We start from the raw sequence: 13290 nt of genomic DNA, 5'->3' as shown, positions 1-13290 counted from the left end.
GCGTCTTTTTATCGACATTTTCAACTTATTTCAAACTCACCCGGCTTGCTGCTTTCGCACCACCCCGTCGGCATGGCGCGCATTATAGGGCGTTTTTGAAATGGCGCAAGCGGGAATTTGAAGAAATATGACATTTTGAATTCAACCGCGCACTAAATAAACAAACTGAGGATTTAACCAACAAATATTGGTGAATAATGCCGGAGTAGCAGCAGAAGAATGCAAAAATCTTCCTTTATAGAGGTAACCATGGTTTCGGTTTATACCTGTTACAGGCTTAAAACAGCACTACATATATAAAGAAACAACAAAGCTGACACAAGCAATACAAGTACTCCTTTTGTCAGCTCTTCTATGCCTATAGCAACAAAAAGTTTAGAAGTCGTATTTGGCAGAAAACTGCAGGCGGTTTAAATCGCCTTCTAAATCTGACTCTAATACTCTGTTGGCATGGCGGAACTCAACCCCCACTGACACTTTACTGGCCAACTGATAAATCAGGTTGGCACTATAGCTGTGAGTGCTTTCAGTTTGAGCCATACCAGTGTACTGCACAGGGTTATCAATTTTTTGTGCTGAATAGAAGATGCTTGAACGCAGCTTTTCATTCCAGGCATGTTTATAAGCAAGGGTGTAACCAACACTTTTAATAGCTTCAAGTTTGTTGTTTCCACGCAGCACTGCATCATTACCGGTGTTTAAACTCATATAACGACCCAGCGCGTCACCGTAGTTCACAGCAAAACGGATATCATCGGTTTTAGAGATATTCAGTTTACCGCTGAACGATAAACCATACCCCTGCACCTGATCATCAATCGCACCGTTTTCATAAGAAAGCTGGCGCGACAATGCCGCTACCGTCAGCCCCCCCCAATCCGCCGTATGGTTATAACGTGCCACTAAATCTGGTGTTGAATTGTCATCGGTGACCAAACGGGTGCCGCCATTGAGTGGCGTGACCGTCGTTTCAGGGTTTTCAATCGCAAACTGGAAACCACCTGTGGTGTAACGGATTTGCGCCTGGCGCACGAAAATAGTGCCATCTGTAGTGCCAACAAAGTCCAGACTATCCGGCAGCGCATTCACATCCATAAAAGTCGACCAGGTTTGACCAAACAACCAACCATCATAAGCAATAAAAGCATGGCGGATTTCTGGTGCATAACCGTTACTGACGCGCTGATCGCCAATGGTGGTTGCCATCATGTCAAACTCAAAACGGCCGCTGATTTTTTTGCCGTTTTCCAGCATAGTGTCGCTGGTCAGGAAAAAGCGCGACTGGCGGGCATGCATGTCCCACTTGGCAGATTCTGAATCGCCTCCTACCGGAATAAGGCTTGGCACGTAAAAGTCACGGCCTATACCTGTGGCAATGCTACCGTCCGAAGTGTCTGTCACCATAGCGTCCAGTTTCAGGTAACCACCAATACCAATTTCGGTGTTGTCACCCATTTTAAAACCTGCATATGCACTCTGGCTGCAAAACAGCGCCAGCATCATTGCCGCCGCCGGTACTAATTTATTGTGAACATTGTTTGTCATAGGTTGTTGCATCTTGATGCTCCGCTGCCTTGTCAATTATCTTTGTTAGCTGTAGTTATGGTGTTTTATCGCCGCTTAACTGTGGTGCAGGAATACAAAGTCCTCAATTAGCCTTTAGTCGAACACTAAATAATCAACAGTTTGCAGCTAGACTAATGTCTAATTTTCGTTGCCAAGCTGATAAGGTAGAACAGCTTTATTAAAAACATCAGGCGCCTGGCGCCAACGGGGAAGACAAATCATGTCGCATCAACAACTTTATCCGGTGACTGAGGCTGCCAAAGCCAGAACTTATCTGAACAATGACACTTATCTGGCGATGTACCAGCAATCTATTGATGCACCGGAACAATTTTGGGCTGAACACGGTAAACGTATTGATTGGTTTAAGCCTTTTAGCAAAGTGAAAGACACCAGCTTTGAATTGGGTAACGTGCATGTAAACTGGTTTAGCGACGGCACGCTCAACGCCAGCTACAACTGTTTAGACCGTCACCTGCCGGAAAAAGCCAATCAGGTTGCTTATTATTGGGAAGGTGATGAACCAGGTGTAGATAAAGCTGTGACTTATCAGCAGCTGTATGACGAAGTTTGTCAGCTTGCCAATGGCATGAAAAGTTTAGGTGTTGGTAAAGGCGACAGAGTCACTATTTATCTGCCAATGATCCCACAAGCTGCTATTGCCTTATTAGCCTGCGCCCGTATTGGTGCTGTGCACTCAGTGGTTTTTGCCGGATTTTCACCGGATGCTCTGGGTAGCCGTATTGTTGATTGTGACTCTAAACTGGTGATCACTGCCGATCAGGCGTTGCGTGGCTCCCGCGTCACTGCACTCAAAGACAATACAGACCAGGCGCTGGCGCATCTGGGTAAAGCCAATCCGGTTAAACACGTGATTGTTGTCAAACATGTTGGTCAGAACACCGACGAACACGCCGGCCGGGATATCTGGTATCACGAGTTATTGGCCAGTCAGCCAAAACATTGTGAACCTGAAGCGATGAACGCTGAAGATCCACTGTTTATTCTGTATACCTCAGGCTCAACAGGTAAACCTAAAGGGGTATTACACACCACAGGCGGTTATATGGTGTGGGCCTCTATGACCCATCAATATGTGTTTGATTATCATCCGGGTGATGTGTATTGGTGCGCAGCTGATGTCGGCTGGGTCACTGGCCATACTTATATAGTGTACGGCCCGTTAGCCAATGGCGCGACCAGCGTGATGTTTGAAGGGGTGCCAACCTACCCTAACGTCAAACGTATAGCGCAAATTGTTGATAAATTTAAAGTAAATATTCTCTACACAGCGCCAACGGCTATTCGCGCCCTGATGGCGCATGGTACAGCAGCGGTAGAAGGCACCAGTCTGGCTTCGCTGAACATTTTAGGCAGTGTCGGTGAACCTATTAACCCCGAAGCCTGGCACTGGTATCACCAGCAGATGGGTAAAGGCAACTGCCCTATTGTCGACACCTGGTGGCAAACCGAAACCGGCGGTATTTTAATTACGCCATTGCCTGGTGCTACAGCCTTAAAACCAGGTTCTGCTACCCGGCCGTTTTTTAGTGTCAAACCTGCCATTGTGGATAACGAAGGCAAGCTGCAACATGGCGTTGCTGAGGGCAACTTAGTGCTGCTCGATAGCTGGCCCGGTCAAATGCGCACTTTATATGGTGACCACGACCGTTTTGAACAAACCTACTTCTCTACTTATAAAGGTATGTATTTTACCGGCGACGGTGCCAAACGGGATGAAGACGGTTATTACTGGCTGACAGGCCGGGTTGATGACGTATTAAACGTATCAGGCCACCGCTTAGGTACTGCCGAAATTGAAAGTTGTTTAGTAGCACACGAAGCCATTGCTGAAGCTGCTGTTGTTGGTTACCCACACGACTTAAAAGGCCAGGGCATTTATGTGTTTATTGCACCAAGAGTAGGTGTAGAGCCGAGTGATGATTTAACCAAAGCAGTGAAAGAATGGGTGCGACGCGAAATTTCCCCTATCGCCAGTCCGGATCTGATCCAGTGGGCACCTGGTTTACCCAAAACCCGCTCCGGCAAAATTATGCGCCGTATTTTGCGCAAAATTGCCGCCAATGAATACGATCAATTAGGTGATATTTCTACGCTGGCCGATCCGTCAGTGGTCGAGCATCTGATTGAAAACCGTCTGAATAAATAACAGCACAAAGGAGCATAAATCAGTCAATGGTTTATGCTCCGGTTGAAAGCATAGACAGTCAGCAATGTCTTGATTATGCTGGGGTCATAAACACGGCGTGCTTTTATTCTGCGCCGCCTTGTCGCACCGGAGTCCAGTATGGCCAAACTGATAGTTGCGGATGATCATCCGCTGTTTCGTAACGCCCTGATCAACGCCATCAGCAATACCTTTGTAACCAAAGCCACCATTGAAACCGATTGTTTTGAGGCCACCTGTCAGGCACTGGAGCAACATCCGGACACCGACTTATTACTGTTGGATTTGCATATGCCTGGCAACTGCGGTTTTCTGGGTTTAATTCAGCTGAGAAAAAACTACCCGGCTTTGCCGATAGTGGTGATTTCTGCCAGCGACGATCCGGACGTCATTCGGCGTGTCATGACTTTTGGCGCTTCAGCTTATGTGCCGAAGTCTGCTCATCCGGTGGAGATTGGCAAAGCATTAAATGCAGTAATGAATGGCGATATCTGGTTGCCGCAAAACATGCAGCAATTGTTTAAACCGGATCCAAATAACCTGAACGATTTGGATTTAGCCGCCAAAGTAGCGCAGCTCACCAATCAACAATATAAGGTGTTGTATTACCTGACCGAAGGTTGGTTAAACAAACAAATTGCTTATGATTTACATATTTCAGAAGCAACGGTCAAAGCGCATCTGACTGCCATTTTCCGGAAACTGGGGGTGAGTAACAGAACCCAGGTGGTGATTCAGGCACAAAGATTACAACTTGAAGCGCCGGTAGACCGTGCTATGGCGCAGCAGCAGGACGCTTAATATTGCCTTTTTTTGCGGTGCTGCTGTACTGCTGAAAAACACCCAAATGCTATGTGCCGGACATTTTAGCCGGCAAACCTAATAAAAATTTTTATGCCGACCTCTGTGTTACAGCTATCACCTGATGATTGTCGTTTAGCCGCAGTTGCAAATCTGCAGCGCTGGCAAGCTGGGTAAAACTTGCGCAGGTCAGACGTTCAAAACTTGCCATAAAAAGCTGCAGCTCAGTGTCGTTCATCCCTTTACCTGTTTTGGCTCTCAGTTCTTCTTCCTGCTGCGCCCGCCAGCGGCAAATTTGTGGCCAATCCGGCGCCTGCAGCCAAATCATGGGAGTTAATAATTGCCAAAAATCCTGATAAAAAGCGCCAAGCTGCTGATTAACAAAAAGCCGTAACTGGCAATGCGGGTCAAGCTCTTTTTCAACATCGTTAACAGGCTGTGCCAGCTCAGTTTCATTTTGCGGTTTCAGGCCGAGGCACCAGCCTTCCACAACTAGTAAATCAAGCTGTTGCAAAGGCCGCTTTGCCACGGGTTCATCCCGCGCTTTATCAAAACACGGCAATGCAACAGGCTTGCCTGCCAACACGGCCTCTGCGTCTTTAATAGCCGCCTGAATATCATGGGTACCTGGCACACCCCGTTGGCGCAACAGCGGATGTATTGTGCTCGCCAGCCAAGCTCTTTGGGCGCCGGATACATAATAATCGTCCAGCGACACAGCGGCAGCGCGAATGCCAAGCCCGCAAAAATGAGCAACCAACAGTGCAGCTAAAGTGGATTTACCACTGCCCTGCGCGCCGCTGATGCCTATCACTGCCGGATAAGCCGGTATTTTTAAGCGGGAAAGCAGCGCCGGTAAGCTGTCTTGCGGCGCATTCAGATACTGCATCTTCATTTGTTATTGCTGATCCGCATCACAGCTATCACCTATTGCGCCGGATTTTTGGCAGCAGTTTCGGCCGGAACTGAAGCTTCAGTGTCCGTGCTTGCCGTCACAGTGACTGACTGTGCTGTTGCCTGTGTTGCTGTTTGTGCTTCTGTAGCTTGCACTGCTGTTGTTTGTATTTGTGCAGCCTCAACACCAGCTGCATGCACCCTCTGACCTTCAGCTAAAAACAACGGTGGCTGGCGATGACCTTCATCATCAACAGGTTTAGCGTGGTTAAATTCGCTCATAAAAATTTGCCAGAACGCCATAAAAAGCGCTGCCACTAAAGGCCCGAGCACAAAACCATTAATACCAAGCAAAGTGATTCCACCCAAAGTGGAAAACAACACTATATAGTCCGGCAGTTTGGTATCACGACCTACCAACAAAGGGCGCAGGATATTGTCGGCAAGACCAATGACAATAGCGCCATAAGCAATCAGCACTGTTGCCTGCCACCACTGCCCACTGGAATACAGATATAAAGCAACCGGAAACCACACCAAAGCAGCGCCTATCGCCGGTAACAAACTTAAAAAGGTCATCACCACACCCCAGAGCACAGGCGCAGGTACATCTAAAATCCACAAAATCAAACCACCTAAAGTGCCCTGCACCACGGCAACCACCATATTGCCTTTGACAGTGGCGCGGGTAACTTCGGCAAATTTGGCAAACAACATACGTTCACGTTCATCACCCAACGGCAGCGCCTTCACCAACAGCTCTACCAGTTTGGCGCCATCACGCAGCAGAAAAAACGCCAGATAAAGCATTAAACCAATATTTAAAAACAAACCCGCCGCATTCTGCCCTATCGCCAAAGTTTCTTTGGCAAGCAAGCGACTGCCTTCCACTGCGGCATCAGATAACTGCTGGCGCAAATTGTCGGTATTCACACCAAACTCTTGCAGAGTTTCAGACACCCTTGGAAAAGCACTGCGGATTTTGTCCAGAGTAGCTGCCGGGTTTAATTCACCATCCTGAATACGCTGGTAAAAAGCCACCCCTTCCTGGGCAAAAGAAGCGCCTATAGCCAGCAGCGGCAGCACCACCATCACCATACAAATCAGCAAGGTTAACAACGCAATACGATTGGGTTTATCACCGAGCTTATGGGTTAAAAAAGTTTGCAGCGGATAAAAAATAACAGTAAGGGCACAAGCCCAAAAAATGGCGCCCCAGAATGGTTCCAGTACCAGACCAAAAGCGACGGTCACAGCCACCAATAATAAAAGAAAAAAACGTCGTTCCAATTGAGCCCGCATGAGCTGCTATCTCCTTGTTTGCACATTTATTTATCCTACCACGTCTGCCGGTATTTCCGCTGAAACCAATTTATTGTCGCTCAAGCGCTGTTACCGGCCTTTACTGAGCCGGACTGAATTTAAACAAGCACGCAGCGCGGCTGCTTTTATCGGTTTGGCCAGAAAAATCATGCCAAGCTCACGCGCTCTGGCCGGTAAATCCGGTTCCGGCGCCGCTGAAACTAATAATGCCGGCACCGATGGCCAGAATTGTTGTAAATCCTGATATAAACTCAAGCCATTGCCAGTGCTGCCAAGCTGATAATCAATGATCACTAAATCCGGCGCAGGTGCTTCTGCTGCCGCCAGCAACAGCTCTTCTGCACTTTGTGAACTTTGCACCTGTGCCACTTGCCACTGTTGCAACAAAGTGGTCAGAGCCGCCAGATTTGTAGCATCGTCATCAACACAAAATACCGAAAAATCAGCAAAAGGTCCGGCCTGCTCGCCCGAAATAACAGCAGGCTTTTCAGCTACATGGTCAGCACTAACACCAAGCAGAGGCACTGTCAGCCGAAACACTGTGCCTTTGCCCGTGATGGATTCAACACTGACCTGATGCCCCAGACTCTTCGCCATGCGCTGCACCACCCCCAGACCAAGGCCCACACCTTGCTCACCACGGGCTGTCGCATCAACGCGGAAGAAGTCGTCAAAAATATGTTTTAAATCAGTGCTGTTAATACCAGGTCCAGTGTCCCAGACTTCAATTAAAAGTTGGGAGCCTCGGCGCCGGCAGCCAAGTAGCACTCTGCCCGACTGGGTATATTTAATGGCATTTGACAACATATTCTGCAAAATACGACGTAAATAAGTAGAGTTGCTTTGCACCAGATAAGGCGCTTGCCGAACTTTTAGTTTCAGGTTTTTCTGGCTTGCCAATAATAAAAACTCGTCACCCAGTTGCGCCAGCATAGGCGCAAGCTTTAATGGCTGAATATCCGGCTCCATCTTGCCGTCGTCCAGTTTGGCAATTTCCAGCAAAGTGGAAATAAGCTCTTCGGTGGCTTTAAGCGAACTGTCGAGCTGCCGGATAGTTTCCTGTTGCCGTGCGGGCTCCGCTTGTCCTTGCAAAGCCGCGGTAAATAACCTTGCTGCATTGAGCGGCTGCAGAATATCGTGACTGGCCAGCGCCAAAAAACGGGTTTTAGAAGCATTCGCCGCTTCGGCTTCGGCTTTAGCCAGCAATAATTGCTGCTCAGTGGTGCGGCGCAGCTCTATTTCATCTCTGAGCTCTTCGTTGATACTGCTTATTTGTGCTGTGCGCTCCAGCACCCGCTGTTCCAGGTGTTGTTTGGCTTCGGCCAGTTGCTGCACTGCGCGCACATGTTCAGTAATATCGGTAAAGCTGGTGACAAAACCGCCACCAGGGATAGGGTTACCGCGCATTTCAATCACGGAGCCATCAGGGCGAACCCTTTGAAAAACATGGGCTGTGCCACGTTGCATATGTTGCAAGCGCTTTTGTACATGTTCTTCAGCGCTACCCTCGCCACAAAGCCCCCGCTCGGCATTAAACCGCACTATGTCGGCAATGGCGCGGCCCACCCGGACCATACCTTCGGGGTACTGAAACATTTCCAGATATTGTTTATTCCAGGCTACCAGCTGTAAATCACGGTCCACCACGCTGACACCCTGACTTAAATGTTCAAGGGTGGAAAACAAAATTTTACGGGAAAACTGAATAGCCTGACGGGTGTCATCAAAAAGCGTCACCACATCTTCAAACGCCAGCTGACGGCCATCCAATACGGCATTGACCATAGCAGCAGCACTGGAAGAACCAATCACACCAGCCAGCTCGCGCTCCACATGGCGCACCAGCGCAGGCATTGGCGTTTCATCCAGCTGCAACGGCTGAGGCTGACGGCGGCTGAATTCAGCCAGCGACTCACGGGCACGGCCTGCACCAACAAAACGTTCGAGCAGAGTTTTTAAATCATGACCATGCACGCGGGTGCGGCGCAACGATTTGTCATCATCGAGTGGCAAATTAGGTTTTACAAAAGCAACGGCCTGTAATCTGTCGTGTAAATCGGCTTTATGCAGCAGCGAAATACCAATATAAAACAGTAAATTAAGCCCCAAAGACCAAAATACACCATGACTGAGCTGGTCAAGCTCCAGCCCAAAAAGTGCCGTAGGTTTCAGCCAGCTTTGACCAAAAGCGCCGGCTAACATCCATTCTTGCCCGAGCACGCCGACACTGACCAGCTGCGGCAGCATCAGACAATAAAACCACAAGGCAAAACCAACACTCACACCGGCATAAACGCCAAGTGCATGACCTCGGCGCCAGTACAAACCACCAAGCACGGCCGGGGCCAGCTGGATCACCAGCGCAAATGCTAATAAACCGGTTTCGGCCAGCTCATAATTACGGGCAAATAAACTGTAATAGCCATAAGAGAGTGCCATCACGGCAACAATCATTAACCGCCGTACCCGTAAAATCAGCGGGCTGTAATCTTGTTCCAACTGTTCAACAGTGCGGCCGTGCAACAAAGTGGGCATCACCACATCGTTACTAAGCATATTACTCAGTGCCAGAGTGGCGATAATAATCATTGAGGTCGCGGCGGAGAAACCACCGATAAATACCAGCGCGCTGATACTTTCCCAGCCCTGACTGGCTGGCAGCAACAACACAAAACTATCTGCTTGTGCCAGTTTGTCGGGAAACAACTGTAACCCCGCCAGCGCAATAGGTAATACCACCACTGTAACCAGCAGCAGATAACTACCAAACCAGCGCCTGGCTTGTTTCAGATGGTCAGTATTGGTGTTTTCAACAAAGGTGACATGAAACTGTCTGGGTAACAAAAAAATGGCCGCCATCGCCAGCACTGTTTTGGTGATAAAAGCTAACACACCACCTTGTTCATTCTGACTATGATTCAGGGTGTAAGAAGTAAAATCTGCCACTATCTGCCAGGGGCGGTCGAGCACAAACCAGCTGACCGCCAGTGCCAGCGTTAATAATGCCGCCAGTTTAATCACTGATTCAAAAGCAATGGCCACCATCACACCGCGGTTTTGTTCGGTCAGATACACTTTGCGTGTACCAAATAAAATGGCAAACAAGGTCATGGCCAAAGCACTTAATAAAGCAGAATCCTGCCACCAGATCTGCATTGATTCTTCACTGCGCCCCAAAAGCACCTGGTAAGACACAGCCACTGCTTTGAGTTGCAATGCAATATATGGCACCACGACCACCAGACATAACAAGGCGGTCATGGTTGCTATGGTGTGGCGTTTGCCATAACGGGCACTGATAAAATCGGTAATAGAGGTGACGTTGTGTTTTTTCGCCACCAGCAGCAGTTTTCGAAGCACAGGCTGACCAAACACAAATATCAGCAAAGGCCCCAGATAAATAGGCACATAGTCCCAACCGGAACTAATGGCAGAGCCAACAGCACCATAATAAGTCCAGGAGGTGCAATAGACCGCCAGTGCCAGACTGTAAATCAGCCCCCCATACTTTCGTAGTAGTTGATCTGATGCATGGCGCTCCGCCCAGTTGGCGATGCCAAATAAACCACCGACGTACAGCAGTGCCAATACCGCTACAATCCACGCTGCCACGCCGTTCTCCTCTGTACAGATTATTTTCAGCACCAGACCTATCTTCGCAGGCGCATCAATGAAGTCAAGCCAGGGCTGAGTCTCTTCGACTAAAGTCGGGCTATCGCTTGACAAGCCAACTGCTAGATTAAGTTGGCTTTAAAAAAATAACTAGAGGAAACAACTATGGCGGACGACAAACACAACGCTCAGGCCTATTGGCAAGCCAACTTGCGCCTGATCATCATCAGCCTCGTCATCTGGACCGTCGTGTCTTATGGCTTTGGCATTTTATTAAGACCTATGCTGGCAGGTATTGAAGTCGGCGGCACTGACTTGGGCTTTTGGTTTGCACAACAAGGCTCAATTCTGACTTACATCGTGCTGATCTTCTTCTATGCCTGGAGAATGAACAAGCTCGATAAAGAATATGGCGTGGACGAGGAGTAACTCTGATGAGTCAGTTTGCAATTAATATGATCTTTGTGGTCGGCTCCTTTGCGCTTTATATCGCGATAGCAATTTGGGCCAGAGCAGGCTCTACCAAAGAGTTTTATGTGGCCGGTGGTGGTGTTCACCCCGTGATGAACGGTATGGCAACAGCCGCTGACTGGATGTCAGCGGCATCTTTTATTTCAATGGCAGGTTTAATTTCAGTCGGCGGTTACGCCAACTCAACTTACCTGATGGGCTGGACCGGCGGTTATGTGCTGCTTGCCATGTTACTGGCACCCTACTTACGCAAATTTGGTAAGTTCACTGTGCCTGATTTTATCGGTGACCGTTTTTACAGCTCTGGCGCCCGCTTAGTGGCAGTGGCCTGTTTAATCATCGCTTCTGTTACTTACGTGATTGGTCAGATGACAGGTGCCGGTGTGGCCTTCTCGCGCTTTTTAGAAGTCAGCAGCGATATGGGGTTAATCATCGCCGCAGTTGTGGTCTTTATGTACGCTGTGCTTGGTGGCATGAAAGGTATTACTTACACTCAGGTGGCGCAATATGTGGTGTTAATTGTCGCTTATACCATTCCTGCAGTGTTTATCTCTTTGCAACTGACTGACACTTTATTACCACCAATTGGTCTGTTCTCTGAACATACCCAGTCTGGTGTGCCGCTGCTGCAAAAACTGGACGAAGTGGTCCGTGAGCTTGGTTTTGTTGATTACACAGCTGATGTTGATAACAAACTGAATATGGTGTTATTCACCCTGTCGCTGATGATTGGTACTGCCGGTTTACCACACGTGATTATCCGGTTTTTCACAGTGCCAAAAGTAGCGGATGCACGCTGGTCTGCTGGCTGGGCATTAGTCTTTATCGCTATTTTGTATCTGACAGCACCTGCTGTTGCATCTATGGCACGGTTAAACCTGATGACAACCATTTACCCTGCAGGCCCAACTGCTGATGCCATTCAATATGCAGAGCGTCCGGATTGGATTAAAAACTGGGAAAAAACCGGTTTAATTAAGTTTGAAGATTTAAATGGCGATGGTCGTGTGCAGCTGTATAACCACACCCCACAATTTGCTGAAAAAGCAGCAGAACGTGGCTGGAAAGGCAACGAACTGACGGTGAACAACGACATTCTGGTATTGGCTAACCCTGAAATTGCCAACTTGCCAGGCTGGGTTGTGGGTCTGATTGCCGCTGGTGGTTTGGCTGCTGCTTTATCCACTGCCGCTGGTTTATTGCTGGCTATCTCTTCAGCCGTCAGCCATGACCTGATTAAAGGCTCTATTAACCCAAATATCAGTGAAAAAGGTGAACTGCGTGCTGCGCGCATTTCGATGGGAGTTGCCATTGTGGTGGCCACTTACCTCGGTATGAATCCGCCTGGTTTTGCCGCGCAAACAGTGGCACTTGCTTTTGGTATTGCGGCAGCTTCAATCTTCCCGGCGCTGATGATGGGCATATTCTCCAAGCGTATTAATAGCAAAGGCGCTATTTGCGGCATGCTGGCTGGTTTAATCTCAACCTGTACTTACATCTTCTTGTATCAGGGTTGGTTCTTTATTCCGGGCACAGCTTCATTTGAAAATATTCCTGCCAATTGGTTCTTTGGCATCTCCCCACTGTCCTTTGGTGCTGTCGGTGCACTGATTAACTTTACCGTCGCATTTGTGGTATCGGCTGTGACAGAAAAACCACCTGTGCATATTCAGGATCTGGTTGAAAGTGTGCGCTTCCCACGGGGTGCTGGCACTGCGGTTGATCATTAAGTAGCATAAGGCTCTGACCTTAAGCCACTTTTCACTCACGGGCTTTAGCGGTTGTTAACCCTAAGGCCCGTTTTATTTCAGGAAATACATTATGTTGTGGGAACTTGTTGCAACTGTTTTTGCCGGTTTAGGTGCCGCCGGTATTGCCTTGATGTTACGTAAAATTTCTGGTCAAAAACTGCCCCGCGCTGTGGTGCCGGTGTTTGCAGGCCTTGGCATGCTTGCTTTTCAGATCCACGGTGAATACAACTGGTACAGCCATCAGCTGAGTTTATTGCCCAAAGATGTGGTGGTAGTCAAAGCTGTGGAAGAACAAATCAACTGGAAACCATGGACTTATCTTAAACCGCAAATCAGCCGCTTTATGGCGGTTGATGTCAAAAACTCCGCCGCCAATAGCAATAATGCCAATTTGGTGCTGGCCAATCTGTATTTGTTTGAACGACGTCAGGCCGCTATCAATGTAAAACTGGTGATCGATTGCCAGGCGCAAAAACGTGCCAATTTTACCGAACAATTAGTGCTGCCGGCCCCCGGTGAAGCAAGCGGTGCAGATTTTATCCCCATCAACAATGATGAAAAAACGCTGCTGTCGGTTTGTACTACAGCCTCTGCTGCCAATACCGACTAAAGTAGACTTTCGCCACAAGGGCGCTATTGCTAGAGTGACAGTGTTGTTGGTGTCTGGTCACCACAACACTGGCA

9 protein-coding genes are annotated in these 13290 nt (G+C 48.5%); 5 read left to right on the top strand and 4 right to left on the bottom strand.

Features of this window, described 5'->3' with window-relative positions:
- Positions 1-375 precede the first annotated feature (375 nt).
- Complete coding sequence (locus RCH83_RS01345) at positions 376-1557, bottom strand: DcaP family trimeric outer membrane transporter (RefSeq protein WP_306518275.1); 1182 nt, start codon at positions 1555-1557, stop codon at positions 376-378.
- Positions 1558-1786: 229 nt separating this feature from the next.
- On the opposite strand from RCH83_RS01345, the gene acs reads away from it, so the two are divergent.
- Complete coding sequence (gene acs / locus RCH83_RS01340) at positions 1787-3736, top strand: acetate--CoA ligase (RefSeq protein WP_306518273.1); 1950 nt, start codon at positions 1787-1789, stop codon at positions 3734-3736.
- 138 nt (positions 3737-3874) lie between these two features.
- Complete coding sequence (locus RCH83_RS01335; RefSeq protein ID WP_306518271.1) at positions 3875-4555, top strand: response regulator transcription factor; 681 nt, start codon at positions 3875-3877, stop codon at positions 4553-4555.
- 91 nt (positions 4556-4646) lie between these two features.
- On the opposite strand, the gene RCH83_RS01330 is transcribed toward RCH83_RS01335, so the two are convergent.
- The 3 genes from RCH83_RS01330 to RCH83_RS01320 form a co-directional block, all read right to left on the bottom strand.
- A complete protein-coding gene (locus RCH83_RS01330; protein WP_306518269.1) occupies positions 4647-5450 on the bottom strand; it encodes a kinase in 804 nt (267 codons plus the stop codon).
- 32 nt (positions 5451-5482) lie between these two features.
- Positions 5483-6751, bottom strand: a complete 1269-nt coding sequence (locus RCH83_RS01325) for an AI-2E family transporter (protein ID WP_306518267.1) — start codon at positions 6749-6751, stop codon at positions 5483-5485.
- A 90-nt stretch (positions 6752-6841) separates the two neighbouring features.
- Entirely contained in the window at positions 6842-10384 is a 3543-nt protein-coding gene (locus tag RCH83_RS01320; protein ID WP_306518265.1) for a PAS-domain containing protein, read from the bottom strand.
- 165 nt (positions 10385-10549) lie between these two features.
- Between RCH83_RS01320 and RCH83_RS01315 the strand changes: the two genes are divergently transcribed.
- The 3 genes from RCH83_RS01315 to RCH83_RS01305 all read left to right on the top strand — a co-directional run bounded on the left by RCH83_RS01315 (position 10550) and on the right by RCH83_RS01305 (position 13216).
- Positions 10550-10813, top strand: coding sequence for a DUF4212 domain-containing protein (locus RCH83_RS01315; RefSeq protein WP_306518263.1), 264 nt, complete (start codon positions 10550-10552; stop codon positions 10811-10813).
- A 5-nt stretch (positions 10814-10818) separates the two neighbouring features.
- Positions 10819-12585 carry a sodium:solute symporter family protein gene (locus RCH83_RS01310; RefSeq protein ID WP_306518261.1) on the top strand — a complete coding sequence of 589 codons (1767 nt, stop codon included), beginning with the start codon at positions 10819-10821 and terminating at the stop codon, positions 12583-12585.
- Between the two features lie 91 nt (positions 12586-12676).
- Entirely contained in the window at positions 12677-13216 is a 540-nt protein-coding gene (locus RCH83_RS01305) for a hypothetical protein (RefSeq protein WP_306518259.1), read from the top strand.
- The last annotated feature ends 74 nt before the right edge of the window (positions 13217-13290 follow it).

Origin of the sequence: Rheinheimera sp. (assembly GCF_030824435.1) — a bacterium.
GTDB lineage: Bacteria > Pseudomonadota > Gammaproteobacteria > Enterobacterales > Alteromonadaceae > Pararheinheimera.
This window is presented reverse-complemented; position numbering and strand designations above follow the sequence as displayed.

What these genes read in the sequence shown, in the direction of transcription:
- RCH83_RS01345 (WP_306518275.1), bottom strand. Translation starts at nt 1,557, where the DNA reads ATGCAACAACCTATGACAAACAATGTTCACAATAAATTAGTACCGGCG.
- acs (WP_306518273.1), top strand. Translation starts at nt 1,787, where the DNA reads ATGTCGCATCAACAACTTTATCCGGTGACTGAGGCTGCCAAAGCCAGA.
- RCH83_RS01335 (WP_306518271.1), top strand. Translation starts at nt 3,875, where the DNA reads ATGGCCAAACTGATAGTTGCGGATGATCATCCGCTGTTTCGTAACGCC.
- RCH83_RS01330 (WP_306518269.1), bottom strand. Translation starts at nt 5,450, where the DNA reads ATGAAGATGCAGTATCTGAATGCGCCGCAAGACAGCTTACCGGCGCTG.
- RCH83_RS01325 (WP_306518267.1), bottom strand. Translation starts at nt 6,751, where the DNA reads ATGCGGGCTCAATTGGAACGACGTTTTTTTCTTTTATTATTGGTGGCT.
- RCH83_RS01315 (WP_306518263.1), top strand. Translation starts at nt 10,550, where the DNA reads ATGGCGGACGACAAACACAACGCTCAGGCCTATTGGCAAGCCAACTTG.
- RCH83_RS01310 (WP_306518261.1), top strand. Translation starts at nt 10,819, where the DNA reads ATGAGTCAGTTTGCAATTAATATGATCTTTGTGGTCGGCTCCTTTGCG.
- RCH83_RS01305 (WP_306518259.1), top strand. Translation starts at nt 12,677, where the DNA reads ATGTTGTGGGAACTTGTTGCAACTGTTTTTGCCGGTTTAGGTGCCGCC.